The organism is Psychrobacter sp. K31L, assembly GCF_017942195.1.
GTDB lineage: Bacteria > Pseudomonadota > Gammaproteobacteria > Pseudomonadales > Moraxellaceae > Psychrobacter > Psychrobacter glaciei.
Map to the genome: position 1 here is coordinate 203,128 of NZ_JAGKSC010000001.1, position 19,440 is coordinate 222,567.

At 43.6% G+C, this 19,440-nt stretch carries 14 protein-coding genes and 1 pseudogene; 7 read left to right on the forward strand and 8 right to left on the reverse strand.

The window, feature by feature from the left end:
* Positions 1-29: 29 nt before the first annotated feature.
* Positions 30-968, forward strand: coding sequence for a response regulator (locus J5X94_RS00800; protein ID WP_210539373.1), 939 nt, complete (start codon positions 30-32; stop codon positions 966-968).
* 262 nt (positions 969-1,230) lie between these two features.
* Here J5X94_RS00800 and J5X94_RS00805 read toward each other — a convergent pair whose 3' ends face one another.
* Positions 1,231-1,728 carry a hypothetical protein gene (locus J5X94_RS00805; protein WP_228293096.1) on the reverse strand — a complete coding sequence of 166 codons (498 nt, stop codon included), beginning with the start codon at positions 1,726-1,728 and terminating at the stop codon, positions 1,231-1,233.
* 202 nt (positions 1,729-1,930) lie between these two features.
* Here J5X94_RS00805 and J5X94_RS00810 point away from each other — a divergent pair, with 202 nt between their 5' ends.
* Positions 1,931-2,602 (forward strand): hypothetical protein, encoded by a 672-nt coding sequence (locus J5X94_RS00810; RefSeq protein WP_210539374.1) that lies wholly within the window; start codon positions 1,931-1,933, stop codon positions 2,600-2,602.
* A gap of 144 nt (positions 2,603-2,746) precedes the next feature.
* On the opposite strand, the gene rhuM is transcribed toward J5X94_RS00810, so the two are convergent.
* The 4 genes from rhuM to J5X94_RS00830 form a co-directional block, all read right to left on the reverse strand.
* Complete coding sequence (gene rhuM / locus J5X94_RS00815; protein WP_210539376.1) at positions 2,747-3,742, reverse strand: RhuM family protein; 996 nt, start codon at positions 3,740-3,742, stop codon at positions 2,747-2,749.
* Between the two features lie 76 nt (positions 3,743-3,818).
* Positions 3,819-4,562 (reverse strand): zinc-dependent peptidase, encoded by a 744-nt coding sequence (locus tag J5X94_RS00820; protein WP_210539384.1) that lies wholly within the window; start codon positions 4,560-4,562, stop codon positions 3,819-3,821.
* A 175-nt stretch (positions 4,563-4,737) separates the two neighbouring features.
* On the reverse strand, positions 4,738-6,792 hold the full coding sequence (locus J5X94_RS00825) for an autotransporter domain-containing protein (RefSeq protein WP_210539386.1): 2,055 nt from the start codon (positions 6,790-6,792) through the stop codon (positions 4,738-4,740).
* 199 nt (positions 6,793-6,991) lie between these two features.
* Positions 6,992-7,585, reverse strand: a complete 594-nt coding sequence (locus J5X94_RS00830; RefSeq protein ID WP_210539388.1) for a TetR/AcrR family transcriptional regulator — start codon at positions 7,583-7,585, stop codon at positions 6,992-6,994.
* Positions 7,586-7,704: 119 nt separating this feature from the next.
* On the opposite strand from J5X94_RS00830, the gene J5X94_RS00835 reads away from it, so the two are divergent.
* Both J5X94_RS00835 and J5X94_RS00840 read left to right on the forward strand, forming a co-directional pair.
* Positions 7,705-9,144, forward strand: a complete 1,440-nt coding sequence (locus J5X94_RS00835) for an NAD(P)-binding protein (RefSeq protein WP_210539390.1) — start codon at positions 7,705-7,707, stop codon at positions 9,142-9,144.
* Positions 9,145-9,176: 32 nt separating this feature from the next.
* Positions 9,177-10,280: a DUF2855 family protein gene (locus J5X94_RS00840; protein WP_210539392.1), complete on the forward strand. Its 1,104-nt coding sequence runs from the start codon at positions 9,177-9,179 to the stop codon at positions 10,278-10,280.
* Positions 10,281-10,443: 163 nt separating this feature from the next.
* Here J5X94_RS00840 and J5X94_RS00845 read toward each other — a convergent pair whose 3' ends face one another.
* Positions 10,444-11,082 carry a GDSL-type esterase/lipase family protein gene (locus J5X94_RS00845; protein ID WP_210539393.1) on the reverse strand — a complete coding sequence of 213 codons (639 nt, stop codon included), beginning with the start codon at positions 11,080-11,082 and terminating at the stop codon, positions 10,444-10,446.
* A gap of 237 nt (positions 11,083-11,319) precedes the next feature.
* Here J5X94_RS00845 and J5X94_RS13850 point away from each other — a divergent pair.
* The 3 genes and pseudogenes from J5X94_RS13850 to J5X94_RS00860 all read left to right on the forward strand — a co-directional run.
* Positions 11,320-12,942: pseudogene (locus J5X94_RS13850) on the forward strand (circularly permuted type 2 ATP-grasp protein); the annotation flags it as partial.
* Between the two features lie 957 nt (positions 12,943-13,899).
* Positions 13,900-14,685, forward strand: coding sequence for a transglutaminase family protein (locus J5X94_RS00855; RefSeq protein ID WP_201590650.1), 786 nt, complete (start codon positions 13,900-13,902; stop codon positions 14,683-14,685).
* 34 nt (positions 14,686-14,719) lie between these two features.
* The gene (locus J5X94_RS00860) at positions 14,720-15,460 is read left to right on the forward strand and encodes a peptidase (protein WP_210539397.1); all 741 of its coding nucleotides are present in this window, start codon (positions 14,720-14,722) and stop codon (positions 15,458-15,460) included.
* A gap of 120 nt (positions 15,461-15,580) precedes the next feature.
* Here the strand turns inward: J5X94_RS00860 and J5X94_RS00865 are convergent, their stop codons facing one another.
* Together J5X94_RS00865 and J5X94_RS00870 are read right to left on the reverse strand one after the other, a co-directional pair.
* On the reverse strand, positions 15,581-16,825 hold the full coding sequence (locus J5X94_RS00865; protein WP_210539399.1) for a DUF819 domain-containing protein: 1,245 nt from the start codon (positions 16,823-16,825) through the stop codon (positions 15,581-15,583).
* A gap of 450 nt (positions 16,826-17,275) precedes the next feature.
* Complete coding sequence (locus J5X94_RS00870; protein ID WP_210539401.1) at positions 17,276-18,943, reverse strand: DEAD/DEAH box helicase; 1,668 nt, start codon at positions 18,941-18,943, stop codon at positions 17,276-17,278.
* Between the last annotated feature and the right edge of the window lie 497 nt (positions 18,944-19,440).

The window sequence follows — 19,440 nt, forward strand, 5'->3', positions numbered from 1 at the left end:
CTTCCAACCACTTATTTAAAGAGAGCGTCATGCAAAAACCAAAAATCGCTTTTATCGATGATGAGCCGCGTATCCTGCGCAGCTTAAAAATGCATTTTCGCCAGTCACATGACGTATTTATTACTACCGATGCCACTGAGCTAATGGAATATGTCAGCACGAATGAAGTACAAGTGGTCATCAGCGACCAACGCATGCCAGATAAGCAAGGTACGGAAGTATTGAGTGACATCAAAGCAGCTTCACCAAATACTATTCGTATCTTGTTAACTGGTTATGCGGATCTGAATGCCGTGATGGATTCTGTGAATGAGGGCGAAATTTATCGCTATATCACTAAGCCATGGCAAAATGACGAACTCAAAAAAATTGTTAATAAAGCCACAGAAATTGCTCAGCAAACGCAAGAAATCACACAAAATTCTATGAAAAATGATGCAACTCAAAACCGTGTTAATAGTGGCACGGTTAGCAATCGCAATATATTGGTACTAGACGATGATGAGAGTGTCTATCAACAAATAAAAAGTCATTTTAAGAGCGCTTATACCGTGAGCTGGGCCAGTAACCTTGAACAGGCCGCAAAGTTATTACAAAAAAAACGCTTTGGTGTCACGATTACTGATTCGACGCTCAATAAAGAAAATATTACACCCATCGTTTATGCCTTAAAAAACATCCAGCCAGATCTGATGGTTCTAATGTTGACGGAGTTCAAAGATGCCCATATGGTCATTGATTTGATTAATAAGGGTCAGGTGTATCGCTGTCTACCACGTCCAACTAATTTTTCTATCATGAGTATCAGTCTTGATCGTGCTTTTGATCATCACGAAAGATTGGTGCAGCAGCCGATACTGGCGGCTCGCCATCATGTCGAAGAAGTACCAGAGTCAGAGGCTTTTAACTTTTCTGAAAAGCTGAAAGGTTTCTTTGCCAAATTCAGAGGTTGGCGCATTAGTAGATAGAAAAAATAGGGCGCACTAAATATTCTCTATTCATGGTTTGAAAAATCATTGCCTCATATTTGTATGAGAGGTGTTTTTATCAATACTGGTTTCAATCGTTACATTATAATTATAATCTCATAAACCTATCATTGGGTACTGTTTATACACATCATTTAACATAATATACATTATGCGAAAACAAACCAACGGTCTTAGAAGGTAAGTATCTTATACTTAAATACTATCTTAGCTCAGATATTTCTGGTATTAAGTTCAACTGTTAACGACACGTTTCCTGCAAATATCTGCGTAAAGTTCTGCCATCCTCATTTAAACTTACATCTGCGACTTGGCAACCAGCACGCTTATCATTGTCATCACATGATAACTCATAATAAATATCGCTACCTTGCGCCAAGCTAACCTGAACCAAACCTTGCTCAGTCATCGAAAACTTTTTGTCTTGTGTATAGTCAGGATCTTGAGAATCCCACAGCACATCATAATCGATATTGCAGGACGTTTGATTTTTATCAAAATAATCTTGTTCAAGCTTCATAGCTGCTTGTAAGTCAGCATTTGCATATTGCTGTAGCACAGCAGGATTGCTCAACCCTTGGTCATCAGCATCTTGTTGATACATCTTTGTGATGGTCGCAATCTTCATAGCAGCCATAACAGCTTGTTTCTGATCTGATGTTGTCACATCTGCTGTAGCGCTACCGACAGGCATCAGTCCTATGGTTAGCAGAAATATGAGTGATTTATATGTTGGCATGATGTTCTCTACAAGCTTTTATTCTATAAGTGTTACAACCTATTACATCATACCCATATTTGGACTCTGCTGTATTATCGTATCATTCAGGTTTACTTACCAAAAGAACCATTTCATAGCGTTCTTATGGTACTTTTTTATTTGTTCTCATGACAATTTTGAGTGATTTTTTATCTCTGATAATCGTGTTAAGGATGATTTTATGACGATATTACCTGCTTTTTTTAAGAAAAAATCTGCGACATTGGCCTCTAGTAGCCTTTTATTGCTCACTATGACCGTGACTGGTTGCCAGTCCGTTTCTGAGTCTAGCGAAGCCATTGTGTCTCAACCAACCAGTAGCTCATCAATGCCTAGCAATGCTGATAGCAGTCAGCAAACGCTTAAACAGCAATCATTGCGTATTCAGCATGCACTGGCTAATGGCGACTATGCCAGTATCACCAATGATATTCATCCCACACGTGGCGTTCGGTTCTCGATGTATGCTTATGTGCGCCCTGAGTCTGATAAAGTCTTTAGTCGCGGGCAGTATGCACAGTATCTACAACAGTCCAATATTCGCTTTACGTGGGGTGAAAAAGACGGCACGGGTGATTTATTGATCACGCCGCTACCTGACTATTTGAGCAATTGGGTCGCTGCTAGTGCATTTGATCAGAATGCAGCGATCAGTATTAATAGTAGTAAAGCTATGGGCAATAGCATTAACAACTTAAACAAAATATATCAAAATTCTGACTTTGTTGAGTTTTACAGTAATGGCAGTGAAAAATATAGCGGTATGGATTGGCGTGCGATGCGTTTGGTGTTCGAGGAATATCAAGGTAAGCGTTATCTCGTGGCTGTCATTAATGACCAGTGGACAGTTTAGAGCATATAAAAACGATTAACTGACCACTTTTGTAGGGCGCGTTTAGAATGGCAGCCTGATCTATCTGATTATAAATACAATATATTCAAATATTAAGATGTAGTTTGCCAGTTATCGTTACTTGGTTTTTGATGACAAGCTTGTTTATTGGCCCTCTAACGACAACATATTCATAATCAGTTTGATCAAAGTCTCTTTTTGATTGGGGTCAGATTCAGCGACCAATAAGGTTAATGCCGCAAGCCCAGTATTATTGATGACCATGTCACCTTTATCATTCAGCAGTCGGTGATTACGGTGTAAAAAATCCACGAATAAAAAAGCACCGCTGCGTTTATTACCATCAGTAAAAGGGTGGTTTTTTACCATAAAGTACAGTAGATGTGCCGCTTTACTCTCGATAGTTGGGTACGCAGGCTCACCAAAGACAGTTTGTTGCAAATTACCCAATACACTATCCAAACCATCACCACGAGGTTTAGCAAATAACTCAGTCGCCTCACCCCTATCTATCAGCTGCGCTTTCAAGTTTGTCAGCGCTGCCATCGCCTCAGTCGTACTGGGTAAGATACCACCGTCTTGTCCTGTAGGATTATCAAGTAGACCGTCATCATAGCGCTGTAACCATAAAAATGTCTGCGTATAGCGGCTTATAATCTCAACCAGTCCGCGTCCTTCGTCGGTTTTAAGCTCGGGACTTTGTGCGGTTTTTTTGATTAATTTTAGCGCTTGTTGCAATTCAGTAGAGTTTTTATCGAAGCGCTGTTGATTGAGCGTATAGCCTTGTACCAAGTATTCACGTAAGCGCTGTGTTGCCCAACGCCTAAATTGCACACCTTGAGGAGATTTTATGCGATAACCGACTGATATAACCACGTCTAAGTCATAAAAAGTCACCGGACGGTCTGAATTTGCAATATGCATTTTTTGCATATTGCTTTTCTCAGCGATTTCTTCATCTTTTATAGCATTGGCGATATGACGAGAAACCACTGATTGATCACGACCAAACAACTCGGTCATTTGCGCTTGTGACAACCAGACTGTCTCTTGCTCAAAACGCACATCTACTTGTGCCTTTCCATCAGCACTTTCATAGATCTCTACTGTTGCCATATCGTCATTTATAGCGTTAATCATCTCAGCCTCCCCCCAACTCCAACATGCTTATGCTGTCTTGAATACAGTTTACTGTCACCATCTCTATAAATATCACTCATAACGGCGTCTGACGAAAGAACTTTACCATCATCTCATAAATATCAGGATAGGCATCGATGAGCTTTTGCGGGGTTTCAAAAAACACTTCACTCAAAACCGCAAAAAATTCCGCAGGATTGGTCGAACCATAACGATCTAGGCCTGACTTGCGATGTGTTTGAAAATCTTCAAAATCGCGGCTCATAATCTGTGTCCAGTTTGCAGGATCCATATCAGGTTGCATCGGCGGAAAGCCATTAGCACGGCCATTCATCATATCGAGTTTATGTACAAACTCATGAATAACAACATTGTGTCCATCACGTTCGCCTGAGTGCTTAGCATCCTTCCATGAGAGAATGACAGGCCCTCGCAGCCATGCTTCCCCGCTACGGTGCTGAGTGCCTTCGTGGACGATACCAAACTCATCTACGGTGGTGCTGTTGCTCTTGTACGAGCCAGGATAGATAATAATCGATGACCAGCCAGCATACCACTCAAGGCTCAAGTTCAAGATCGGCAGGCACGCTTGTAGTGCAATTGATTGTCTAACAGCATTGCTAATCTCAAAACCTTGTGCACCTGTGATGGACTTATCAGCCAAAAACAATGTCGCGAGCTCGAATAAATGCGTCATCTCGTCAACACTTAATCTATCTAGTATCACAATACGCTCAGCCGCCTGCATCCAATCAGCCTGAGTAAATTCGCTATTGTCTAATATACGCTGTTCGCGCCAATCTTTTATGATGCCAAACATATACGCCACCCCTATTCTTTAAATATTCCGCACACATTGATATTACTGATATCTGAGTATTGTAGCGGCAATCAGTAATACGCACTTGTAATTAATATATTGACATGCATAAGCAAAAAACGCTGCTCATAAATGAATTATTGAGCAGCGCAATCTGACATTCACACATTAAGATTTAAAATTGATATTGCAAGCCTAGTTGTACCGAGCTGTCCTTATCGTCACGTGCAAAGGTTGTATCGCCATTTAGATACGCATAAACGTTCTTATGAACTTTGTTACTCACACTCAGCTCAAAACGTCCATAGTCGTCATCTTTATCTGTTTGGGTAATACTAACGTTTCTCGTTTGTCCATCAGCTAAAGACGTTGTCGATAAACTGTCTGTTAAACCATCGTCGATAACATGCACATAAGCAATTTTACCTTGAAGTTTGGCAGGCGTGCCCATCAAATTAAAGCCATATTGTAACTGGTAACCAAGCTCTGAATTCCATGCTTCGCTAGAGGTGCTATCAACCTTTAGTGCAGTGCGAGAGTTGGCATTGCCACTGGTATAACCATCTATGTCTGTATCACTGTAATTCAGACCCAAAAATGCACCATGCGCGACGTTTTTCTTGATAAGAAAATTATAGCCAAGCTCATTGTATGCGCTAAACACATCGGCATCCGCATCACCGCGTTCGCTATTGTTGATAATGTTTATGCCGTCATTACCATCCAGTTTTACAGTTCTATTAACGTCCAAGTCATGTTTAGATAAGCTCAGAGATGTGGTATTCCACCAAGCCGTGTCTTTTCCGCCCAATAAGGAATAGGCTTGCACGCCATAGCTTGTGTCTTTTTTAATACCGTTTTCTACGCTTTTATTGTTTTGATTGGCCGCTTGCACACCTGCGCCAACACGCCAGCTCGGCTGAACGGTATATTCGCCATATAGACCAATATTAGCGCGAGTGCCTTCTTGTTCGTCATCAGCATCTACATAGCTTTGAGAGCCATCTACCCAAACCTGAGTACGCGACTCGGTATCAAAAGGCTCCGCATCATCGAGAGTATGTAATGCCAAAGCATTGGCGCGCTCAAGCACCGCTGAGTGCGAGTCAGTAGCATTAATTTTTAACGCAGCAGCCATCGTATTCTGCAGATTAATAGCGCTCTTGGTTGATGCGATGATATCGGCATTGGTTTGCTCAACAATCAACCTGCTGATGATACGAGAGTAGTCACGCATTCTTTGCGCTATGCGCTCTTCACCAAAGGCCGCAGTAAGCACTTCTTCGTTATCTAATGCAGGGTTATGCCACGTATAGCCACCTGGAATATCCGGGTTTTCAGTTTGTGTGTAACCATCATAATCAGGCCCAAGGCCCCAGTTAGTTGCCTCAAATCCGACGACCTGCATGACACTATCAAAAGATTCCTGATCGCTACAGCAGCCAACGCCATAAGGCTCGTATGGCTCTGTCTCACCTGGTGCAATAATGGCTGTATTGACTTCTAGTGTAATACCAAGCTCTTTTGCAATGCGCAGTGCGTTTTCACGCAAACTTACATTGGCAGCCACTTCATTACCGTCATTGTCATAAGCGTTTCGCCCTGCATTGGCGTACATTTTGTCGCCTGTAATCAGACTGTCTAGGTTAATCATGCCCAGCGCTGTTGATTTTTCTGCGTCCGTGAGCTGATCAACAAATGCCTTTGAACCATTGAGACCGCCCTCCTCTGCACCAAATGCCACAAACTGAATATCGTGCTCTGTCTCAATACCAGTCAGGTTTTTTGTCAACTCAGTTAAGACGCCAGACCCAGAAGCGTTATCGTCTAATGCTTCTAGATTTGCATAGTTTGGATAGGCGACGGCAGAATCATAATGTGCACCGACAAATAGCGTTCTGTTGGTATCAGCACTGCCCTTTTGGGTCACGACAACGTTATTACTCGTTAATGTTTGACCTTTGAATAAACCACGAGGCGCTACGAAATCGAAAGTTTGGCGATTGACTTGGTTATTACTGCCATCGATAGTCATACGCTGCTGCATATAGTCAGCAGCTTGGACTTCTTTGTCAGATCCTGTATACCTGCCAGCATAATCGCGGGCAAGCGTTAACGCCGTTTCTTCACCATAAGTACCGTACTGAGCATCTGCAAATGTTTGCGAGCCTGTTAGCATTGCTAGAGCTGCAACGACTGAAACGGTAAGCGGTGATAAGATAGTATTCAAACGGCCTCTCCTTGGTCAAAGAAATGTAATCAATGTTAAAAAGTAACCTAAAAAAATAGGGTTTACAAGACAAAAAATCCATGTTTACTTATTTATTTTTTTTGAATAAAAGAGCGGTTGATTGAAATGCCATTTGTCTGCTTATTATGAGTATTTATTGATTGCTGTTTGATATTTATACTGCTAATTACGATCGTTTTTAGAAGGGCTTTACTTTAGCTTTAGTTATGCCAATAGCATCCAACTGCACTGCTACCACTCGCAGAGCCATCGTCTTCCAATCTAAATCCATATCATGGGTAAACACCATATGGTGACTAATACTCACGTAGCCGTGCACGATTGCCCAGATATCTAGCGCTATTTGTCGACGCTCCGTCGCGCTAGCACTATCTGGCAAATAAGAACCCGCCACTCGTACCAATTTTGAGAAAGCACTATCTCTTGCTGCAATGGCTTCGATTGAGGGCTGATATCCTGCATCAGACTCCCCAAAAATCAGCCGATAATGGGCCTCATATTTCTCGCCTACATTGAGATACCCTAGGCACGCCTCTAGCACTTGTTCTTTGTTTGCTCTACCTTCTGGAATGACATCCATAGCTTCACGGACAAGATTAAACCCTTCTATGTACAGCGCATCCAGTATGCCTTGCTTACCTTGGAAGTGGCTGTATATACCGATAGTGGACAATCCTGCACGTTTGGAGATGGCACGCACGCTTAAGGCATCCCCGCCCCCTTCTAAAAAAAGTTCAGATGCGGCATTTAGTATTTTGGTTCTAGCATCCATTAGATTCTCACTATCTCTTGACAATTATAACAGCGTTATTCTAGTATATAACACTGTTATGCACAAACGATTATGAATTGATTGTATTGATAAAAATTTAACTTGAGAGTAAGGACGCTATGAGTATTCAACAGCTAGAAACGGATTATCTAATCATTGGTAGTGGCGCGGTGGGCATGGCTTTTGCCGACGTACTACTTACAGAGACAGATGCTAATATTATTATTGTCGATAAACATCATAAGCCAGGTGGTCATTGGAACGACGCTTATTCATTTGTCACCTTACATCAGCCGTCGTCTTTTTACGGCGTTAGCTCACGTGAGCTTTGCGGTGGTATGGTTGACGAAATTGGCTTAAACAAAGGCTTGTCCGAGCTGGCATCAGGTGCAGAAGTCATGGCCTATTTTGATAAAGTCATGAAGCACACGTTTTTACCGAGTGGCCGTGTGAAGTATTTCCCTATGTGTGAATACAAAGGCGAAGGGAAATTCTCATCCCTACTGTCTGATACCCATTATGAAGTCAAGGTCAATAAAAAAATCATTGATGGTACTTATTTTAAAACTTCAATACCAGCAACCCATACCCCAAACTTCGAGATTGCTGAAGGTGTGAAATTTGGCCCGTTAAATGACTTGCCGAGTCTAACCACATCACATAATGGTTATGTCATTATAGGTGGCGGCAAAACAGGTATAGATGCAGTATTATGGCTACTGGAGAACCATATTGATCCAGACCATATCACATGGATTATGCCCAGAGACGCTTGGCTAATTGATCGTCAAAATACCCAGCCCTCTCGTGATTTTTTCACCCACACTATTGGAGCACAGGCCACTCAGGCAGAAGCAATTGCTGAAGCCGAAAATATCGAAGACCTTTTTGATCGGTTAGAAAAAGGCGGCGTATTAATGCGTATAGATCCAAATGTACGCCCACAAATGTTCCATGGCGCCACCATTAGTAGTGAAGAGCTTAAGCAGTTACGCCGTGTTAAAAACATTGTGCGTAAAGGACGCGTGACCCGTTTAGATACTGACAAGATTTATTTCGGTGATGACAGCATTGCTACCACGCCCAACACCATGCATATCGACTGCTCAGCACGAGCAGTACCAGTGACAGAGACGTACGATGTATTCAAAGGTGATACTGTGGTGGTACAAACCGTACGTACCTATCAGCCTGTATTCAGTGCGGCGTTCATCGCCCACATCGAGGCCAATTACGACGATGAAACCGTCAAAAATGAGTTATGCCAAGTGGTGCCGATCCCAAATCATGATACAGACTTTTTGGTTGGGCTCGTTAAACAAATGAAAAACCAGATGCGTTGGTCAAAAGAGCCTGCGCTACGTGAATGGATGATTAACAATCGCTTAGATGGCTTCACCAAATTGGTACGTGCCAGCGAAGATACGCCACCTGAAGAGCTGGCTATCCTTAAACGTTTAAAAGAAGCAGGACCAAAAGCCGCTGCAAACATGCCCAAACTCATGGGTGAAATTATGCAAATAACAGCAGCACGTCAAGCCAAAACTGCTAACGCTTAATCTGATAACTATAAAGAGAAAAGGAAATGTCCATGCAAGAATTTCAGACCAACAAAACAAACCTAACTCAAGCTCGCCTGCAAGAGACGCCTATACACACTCTCGGTGATGGCGAAGTACGTGTCAAAGTCGATCGCTTTGCCTTTACCGCCAACAACATTACTTATGCCGTCATGGGTGACCAATTACGCTATTGGCAGTTTTTTCCGCCAAATGGGAATGAACCCGAAAAATGGGGCATTATTCCTGTATGGGGCTTTGCCGATGTTGTGGAGTCCAATAGTGAAGCGCTGCCCGTCGGTGAACGACTATTTGGTTACTTCCCGCCTGCCAACGAATTAATTATTACACCTAAGCGAGTCACGCAAACCAGCCTGCTCGATGGTAGTGCCCATCGTGCCGAGCTGCCACCCGGTTATAACCTATATCAGCGCGTTAACCACGAGCCGGGTTATGACCGTGCCAATGACAATCAGCGCATGCTGTTGTTCGTATTGCACTTGACCTCATTCTGCTTACATGATTTATTAAAGCGCAATGACTGGTTTGGTGCAGAGCAAGTGGTGATTATCAGTGCCTCTAGTAAAACCAGTATTGGCCTAGCTTATGGCCTCACTGATGATAAAGATGCGCCGCACGTTATCGGCCTCACCTCAAACCGTCATATAAATTTCGTTAACTCAATTGATGCTTATGACAGTGTGCTTAGCTACGACACGCTTGAGCAGATTGACGCCAGCAAACCTACGGTCATTGTCGATATGTCGGCCAATACCGACGTGCTCAGCCGTCTACATAGACACTTAGGCGATAACATGCGCTACACTAGCAATGTCGGTCTCACGCATTGGGACGAACCGCGCCATGTAGACGGTATTATTCAAGAACGTAGCCAACAGTTTTTTGCACCCAGTCATGTACAGCAATGCATGAAAGAATGGGGTGCTGAAGAATTTAACAAACGCTCTATGCGCTATATCATGAATAGCACCGCAAAAACCAATGCATGGCTAAAAATTCAAGAGCTTGACGGGGTCAATGGTTTATTGGAAGTCTATCAAGATATTTGCGAAGGCAAAATAGCCGCTGATGAAGGTTTGGTGGTAGTCATGGGTGACAATAATCAGAATGATTAGTTTATAAAGGTCTCACTGTGAAATTTACCGTTTATTAATCATTAATAAAAAAGCAGAGTGCTTAGTCAATAAGCGCTCTGCTTTTTTGTGCTTCGTACACTGACTACAGACATACGCCCTACTCATAATTTTTAAACTTAAAAACTGTGGTTTAAATTTCGGTTTAACGTACCCAGCCTTCGTCTTTTAAATAACCATGTAATCCTTCAGCGAACTGTCTATAACCTGCAGCATTGGCATGAATTCTATCAGATTTTAATGCGTCATCTGATAGCACAATCGACCAGCCATCAGAATATAATGGCACATCTTCAGCATTTGCAACGTCTTCATAAATAGGGTTGTCACTAGCCTTGCCAAACAAGGCACTGGTACTAAAATAAGGCTGTGCCATCAGTACCACTGAAATGTCAGCGGATTTAAACTGATTAATCGTTTCGGTAATATTGGCACGCGTCGTATCAGGTGCAATACGCTGCAATACATCATTGCCGCCGACGCTGAGCAACACCAAATCAGGGTTTTGCTTAGTGATTTCGTCCACCCGAGCCAGCACATCTGCGGATGTATCGCCATTGACACCTGCATTAATGACTCTCCATTTGCTTAGCTCTGCCAATACCATGGGATACGCTGTTTCAGTATTTGCCCCATAGCCATAAGTCAATGAATCGCCAAGCGCTATCACTGTGCTACCAGCGGGCAAGATATCTTGTTGTGGTTCGCTACCACAGCCAGTCACACCGATAGTCGCTGACAATCCTATACCTGCCAGTATTAAAGAACGATGGTATTTTTTCATGGTTTTATTGCCTTGTTCAACGATTTCTTGTCTTATTTAGTGGACCATAGAACACTTGTTTGTAATATTCTAATTCATAACATATTGAATATATTCCATTTTATTATAGAACGATTGTTGTATATTGCCCAGTAGACGTTGTATAGTTCATACAAGATACAGGCGCTATGTATGGCGAATTGACGCTATTGTCTGTCCACTATCATCTAGATTCTACCAAGGATACGTGTGGTATTTATGAATAAAAAATCATCTCAATCCCAGTCTCAGAGCCAAAATCAATCACAAGAAGACCAGTCGCAAGACCAAAGTCAGAATCAAAACACAAATAAGGACACGGCTGCCCCTAAAACAAGTACAAAAGACAACGCTTCAGAGCCATCGCAAAGCCAATCACAGAATCAGTCAGAGGATACACCCGTCAAGAATTTAGCAGATACTCCTCCATCACGAGCACCAAGCTTTGATGAGCTCCAAACGGCTAAAGGTCAGTATCGCCCAGTGGCAAAAGCCGTTGGTAATTGGCTTGATAACATCAACATGGATGCCCTCAATTATCTAAACGAACAAGCAGAAAACATCTTTTACCGTAAAGGCGTCACCTTTACCGTCTATAGCGATGCCAAAAACATCGAGCGTATGATTCCGTTTGATATTATCCCCCGTATTATTGCTGCAAGCGAGTGGCGTCTGATAGAAGCCGGTTGTAAGCAGCGCATCACCGCACTCAATGCTTTTTTGCATGACATCTACCATGACCAAGCCATCATGAAGGCCGACATCGTGCCTGCCAGCTATGTCTATGCCAGCGGCTGCTATGAGCCTTGGATGATGGGTATTGAGCTTGACAAACCCATCTACTCGCATATCAGTGGTATCGACTTGATCCGTGACGAGTCTGGCAAGTTCTGTGTATTAGAGGACAATTTGCGTACTCCGTCTGGTGTCTCCTATATGCTTGAGAGCCGTAAAATATCAGAGACATTATTGTCTGATATGTTTGCTGACACCTCTATTATGGGCATCAGTGATTATCCCGACCGCCTCAAAGCCTGTCTTGCCAGCTCAACCTCCAAATATGATCCACAAGTTGTCATCTTGACACCTGGCCGCTTTAACAGTGCCTATTATGAGCATGCGTTCTTAGCACATGAGATGAATGTGCCACTCGTACATGGTTATGATTTGGTAGTTGAGGACAGTAAGGTCTATATGCAAGGTATTCGTGGCAAGGTACAAATCGATGTGATCTACCGACGCATTGATGACCCCTATATTGATCCGCTCGCTTTTCAATCTGACTCGATATTGGGCGTCTCAGGGCTAATGAGCGCCTATCGCGCTGGTAATGTCGTTATCGTAAATGCACCAGGTACAGGTGTGGCTGATGATAAGAGCCTATATCCTTTTGTACCAGACATGATTAAATTCTATCTAAACGAAGAGCCGATTCTGCCTAATATAGAAACCTATCAATGCCGCAAGCCTGATGAGCTCAAATACGTGCTTGATAATTTAGACAAGCTAGTCGTAAAAGAAACCCAAGGTTCGGGAGGCTACGGCATGCTTATTGGGCCGACTTCTACTAAAAAGGAGATTGAAGAGTATCGCCTGCGCTTACTTGAAAACCCAGCCGGTTTCATTGCCCAGCCGACTATTTCGTTATCGACCAACCCCACTGCTGTCAGCGATGGCATTGCGCCACGTCACATTGATCTGCGTCCCTTTATCCTCAGTCACGGCGATGGCACAGTCGATATCGTACCGGGTGGCTTGACTCGTGTGGCCATGGTTGAGGGCTCATTAGTCGTCAACTCATCACAAGGTGGCGGTATTAAGGACACTTGGGTCGTCGATGACAGTCACCTACAATCTGAAACCAAAAAACCAAACGGTAATGGTCAAGCTGGCAAATACACGCCTGTGCCTTTAGATGCCAACAACTCAGATCACGCCAACTATTATGATCGTGTGCAGCCTAAAGAAGCAGGCTATGAGATGCTAGATGACGCACCAATGATCTTGCTACTCTCCACTGCCAGTCATCTCATATGGCTAGGCCGATACAGCGAGCGCCTGTATTACTATGATAATGTCATGAAGCAACTGGTCAAAGACGATCTCAAAAAATCACAGCTGAAGCATTTAATCAGCCATTTAGGTTTTGACGCGGATGCGGATGAATCGTTTAAGACCATGAAAGCGCAGATGCTGTCTGATCTGGAACGAAATATCATACCGAACATCGTTCAATCGATAGATGACAATGTGCAAGAGGCCAAAGGCGTCATTGGTAAAGACACGGCTGAGTTATATAATTTGATTAAGCGGCTTTCAAGTGCTGGTACTTATCGGGCTGCAACCTTGCAGCTACATGCATGTAACGCAGCTATGAAACAAGAGCATCCAACGGTGACCTGCTTCTGGCAATTAGGGCGTCATTTTGAGCAGCTAGAGCGGGCTGTGCTACTGGAAGAGGACTCAATAGAAGTCAGTCTTGAGTTTAAGTACTGGATCAATGAGCTGCCTGAAAACACGCGCTGGCGTGAGCTGACACGTCTGGCCAATCAGATGATTAGATCGAAGAAATTTAGTGATTTTCAGCTGATTAGCAAAGAGTTTAATATCATCTTGCGTCAAGGTGTCTAGTCGCAAGATGATTACAGGCGCTAATGATACAGTCGATTCCAGATAATTTGGATAATAGCAAGGCGAGTAACAGTACTACCAATAGTAGACTAAGCTCGCCTGACGCCATATCCGATTTATATGGGATTGACCATACATATGAAATAAACAGAAAAATAGGAAGCTATCATGAAACTTCAAATCAGCCATCAAACCAACTATTATTACGGCGAGCTTGCACAGCGCAGTGTCCAGTATATACGCATGACGCCAATGCAGATGCCGCACCAAATCATTCACAAATGGGAGGTGATGCTCCCCAAAGTGGCGACCAATCAAAAGGACGGCTTTGGCAATGACTGGCTTACCCTCAGCCGTAACGAGGCGCATAACAACCTGCAAATGCAAGCGTCAGGTATCGTCGAGATTGATACAGAGACCAAGCGTGTAGCGGATATGGATCATGTTCCCTACCTACTGTTTACGGTACAAACACCATTGACCAAATGCTCACAAGAGATGCGTGAGTTTTCAGCGCCCTATCTAAAAAACCCCACTCATGACAGCCTAAAGTCGATGGCCAATGCCCTTATCATGAAGATGCCGTTTGTGAAAGATGTGACTCATGTAGGTACGACAGCGACTGAGTCTTTTGCGACAGGCGCTGGCGTTTGCCAAGATCACACCCATGTGTTTTTAGGCTGCTTACGGGATCAGCATATCCCAGCCCGTTATGTGTCAGGCTATCTATACGACGATACCGAAAACCATATGGCCAGTCATGCCTGGGCAGAAGTATGGCTGGACGGTTACTGGTACACCTTTGATATCTCAAATCAGCTGTTTCAACCAAGCTCTCATGTCTACGTCGCCATTGGCCGAGACTATTTAGATACAGCTCCTGTCCGCGGTGTTAGAATGGGCGGCGGTTATGAAAACCTTTACAGTCAAGTATTGGTTTCGAGATTATCATAGGCTATTTTTAAGCCTATTCTACTAAGGATCAGTTATGACTTATTGTGCCGCTATACGTCTGAAAGAAGGGATGGTTTTTGCTAGCGACACACGTACCAATGCTGGGGTTGATCATATCTCAACCTTTAGAAAACTCTATCAATATGGCGTTGAGGGCGAGCGCTTTATAGTATTACAGACAGCTGGCAGCTTAGCGACATCGCAGGCGGTGTTTAACAAGCTGCAAAACGATATTGACCAGCGTCTTGAGAGTAATCTCAATACGGTCCCGACTTTATTTGATGCCGCGCAAATGGTTGGTGAATGCATGCGTGAAAAGATGAATCATGCAAAAAAAGTCGCTAATTCTAGTGTCGATGGCGCCTTTACCAGCTCTTTTATGCTGGGTGGTCAAATAAAAGGCCAGAAGCCTGAGTTGTACATGATTTATCCTGCAGGCAATTGTATCAGGGCCACTGAAGACACCCCGTTTTTTCAGTTGGGTGAAAGCAAATATGGCAAACCCATTCTAGATCGCTCTGTCAGCTACGATACAGACGTGAGACATGCAGCCCGCGCATTGATGCTGTCATTCGATTCAACCATTCAATCCAACTTGTCAGTGGGCATGCCAATTGACTTTATACTGTATGACAATGACAGCCTGACCATGCCCACTGGCCGACGTATTGATGAGAATGATGAGTATTTCAACAGCATTCGCCATCAATGGTCAGAGGAGCTACGTCGTATTTTGGTGGAACTGCCTAAATGTCCTGATGGTTATTGGGGATAGGGATATAAAGGGCAAAAACTGTTTTAAATGAATGGTTAGGATCAACCGACAGACGTAGAAAAAGCAGCATAAATCGATCTTATGCTGCTTTTTTTATAACCATTTTTTCAAATTATAAGGTTATGTCACCACCAATCGCATTAGCTGCGTACTGATATAACCACCAAACGTGCCCACTGCATAACCCAAAATACCTAAAAATACGCCAACTGGTGCTAACGATGGATGAAAGGCCGTTGCGACAATGGGTGCCGATGACGCACCGCCAGTATTTGCGTTAGAGCCAACTGCTAGAAAGAAAAATGGCGCACGAATGACTCTAGCGACCGCAAAAATGATAACGACGTGAATACTCATCCACAATAGACCAATGAGTAGTAATCGCCACTGCGAGACAATACCTGCTAGATTGATTTGCATACCAATAGCCGCAATTAATACAAAGATAAATACGGTACCGATTTTGGAGGCACCCACATGATCAAGCCTGCGAATTTTAGTAAAAGAAAAGATGACACCTATTAGGGTGATAATCACCACCATCCAAAAGAACGAGCTGGCAAAGCTATACTGTACCGCCCAGCTATAAGGTGCAAAAAACTCTGCAATCTGACCGCCTATGAAATGCGCCACCCCAACCATCGCAAAGCATAAGCCAAACATCACCATCAAATCATTCAGTGTCGCTGGACGCGTATGATCACGCTCGTAGCTTTCAACCGCTTTAATCACTTTATCGATACTGCTGGTATCCGCTCTTAATAGGCGATCTATCTTATCGCTATGCTTTGCCATGATTAATATCGCCAATAACCACAATGAGGCATTGGTCGTATCGACCAAAATCATCATGCCAAATAAATCATCGCTGACCCCAAATAGCTCTTTCATGGCCGCTTGGTTGGCGGCACCGCCGATCCAACTACCCGCCACTGCTGAAAATCCGCGCCATAGCGTGTCATCTGTAAACATGTCAGGCGATATCCATTTGGCTATCCCTAAGCTAATCGGGCCACTGATGACAATAGCGATACTGGCGGCAAAGAACATAGCAATCGCTTTCCAGCCCAACCCCAATATCTTTGGTACATCCATTGATAGCGTCATCAATAGCAAACTTGCTGGCAGCAAATAAGTAGCAGTGAAGCCATAAATCTGTGAGCCAATACCGTCAGCGAACACACCCAAACTGTTCAGTGTGGCTGGTATAAAGCAGCACAGTACGATACCCGGCAATACCGCATAAAAGCGCTGCCAAAACTTACCGGGAAAACCTTGAGTATAGAACACCAATCCGATAACAGCCATGATGATACCAAAGGCTAACGGCAAGCTATCAATGGCTAAATGAGAAATATCAGGCATCAAGGTACTCCAAGAGTTACAGCTAGCAAAAGTGAGTCAGTATAGATAAGGCTAAAAACAGGTGCAAGCAACGATTGACTACGAAGATATATTTGTTCGTTTTGGCAGCTCATCAGTACTATAGTCAGTGAAAAGTAATATCGATACATAACGCACTGCTGATATCAATTTTTCTTGCTTGCTGTGCCTGTGCAGACAGAGGCTACAAAAAATTGATATCAGCAGTATCGTAGCGTTTTTGGAATATTTTGACTATAGGGCGTGTCCTCATTGTTAGCCCATTTAGAGAATGCTGGATTGACTTGAGAACACGCCCTAATTGGATACACATAAAACCACTGCGCACAAAAAAGCCAGATAACAAGTATCTGGCTTTTTGACGCTATTTTTATCCGATTAAGTAAGGATTATTTTATTAATAACCTTTATTAATCATCAAATATAACGGTATTACGAGTTGTTACTACGGTTACCGCCGCTTGAACGACCTTGACCACGGCTGTCAGCACGACCAGCTGGGCGACCTTGGCTGCCGCTTGGACGACCACGACCCGTTGCAGCACGCTCACCACGTGGAACGCCAGTGCTATCACCACGGCTAGGAGCACCAGTGCGCTTGCCTTGATACGGCTTGCCACCTGAACGCTCATTTGGCTTACCAGATGAATCACGTGGCTTACCTTGATAACCGCTGTCATTACTTGCGCGTTGACCAGCTGGAGCGCTGTCACTTGAGCGACCGCGAGCATTAGCAGGATTACCTTGATAGCCACCGCTTGAGCGACCACGGCCTTGACCATTACCGCCACCGCCGTTTGAACGACCACGACCACGGCCACGACCATTGCCTTTGTTTTCGCTAGGTACATAAGTCTTCTTAGGCTCCATGCCTTCGATGATACATACTTCCATTTTGCGATCTAAATAACGGTTGATCGCGTTTAGCTGTGGACGATCATCCATGCTACATAAGCTGATAGCGATACCAGTACGACCAGCACGACCACAACGACCGATACGATGGACGTAATCTTCAGTCTGACGTGGCAAGTCATAGTTAATAACGTGCGAGATAGCTGGGATATCTAGACCACGAGCGGCAACGTCAGTCGCTACTAGGATTTTAATTTTGCCATTACGCAAGTCTTGAACGATACGGTTACGCTTGCTTTGTGGCAAATCACCATGTAGGAAGCTTGCTTTATGACCCGCTTCTTGTAGCTGTTTGGCCAGTTTTTCAGTACTACGTTTGGTAGCAGCAAAGATAATGATCTGTTCCATATCCTGCTGGCAAACGATTTTGTCAAGCAAACGGTTTTTATGATCAAAATCATCACAGTAGTACACTTTTTCTTCGATATGTGCAGATTCTACTTTGATTGATACGCGCTCAGGGTTCTTAGTGAAGCTGGCAGCGATTTTACCTACTGGGCCATCCCAAGTTGCTGAACACATGATGGTTTGACGATCCGTTGGTGCAGCACGTAGGATATCACTGATGTCATCAGCAAAACCCATGTCTAGCATGCGGTCAGCTTCATCAAGTACCAATACTTCTAGGTTTGACAAGTCAACGCGACCGGCATTGATATGGTCAAGTAAACGACCAGGGGTCGCAACGATAACTTGTACGCCTTTTTTCAAAGCAGTAATCTGACCGTTGTACGGTGCGCCGCCTACTAATGGCACACAGAACAAACCGCGCATATCTTTAGAGTAGGTACGAACGCTGTCATGTACTTGCTGAGCAAGTTCACGCGTTGGTGTTAGGATAAGTGCTTTGGTTAGTTTGTCAAAGCTAGTGGCGCGGCTTAAACGATCAAGTACAGGGATAACGAAAGCTGCCGTTTTACCACTACCGGTTTGCGCTGATAGGAGAAGGTCACGACCCGCTAGAGCAAAAGGAATGGCTTGTGCTTGAATAGGTGTTGGGTTTGTATAACCACTGCGATCAAGCGCGGTCAAAATTGGCTTGGCAATACCGAGGTCAGTAAAAGTAACTTGATTTTCGTCAGAAGCGTCAGCGTCAGTAGAAGCTGCTTCATTAGTAGTTGTGTTTTGAGTGGTGTCTTCGATAATGCCATTTTCAGCGGCGATTGCAGATAAGATGTCAGTCATGAGAATCCTTGGTAAGTATAAGTTGCTGTAAATTCAGCAAACTTGATGCATACCACTGATAACCGTTCACCACGCTGCTTTTATTAAAAAATTACCGAGCAATATGAAAATGTCGATAATCAGAAGCCAAGCTAATAAAGCTCTACTTCTTCAATAAATGCGTTCGTGCTGTCTGACGTATTTTGGTGGTAGTGCCGAGTGTCTTATCCTTGCCTGATATCAGCGCATTATCAATGCTTTGTCCAAAGCAGATAAAGGCAAACAACAACCAATCTAGACCATATTTATATGGGCCAGTAGATAAGATATGAGTCAAAAATAACTGATATTTTTTAAAAGGTTATTTAAGTACACAAAATCATCGGCAACAATTACTTATGGTCATCCTAGACCCAAAATCGCAGGCGATGTTATCAATCTCATAATTCACGCTAGTCAATGCTAACGTGGCGACGCAGTATAGCACAGTACAAACACTATCTGTATCTATTTTTCCA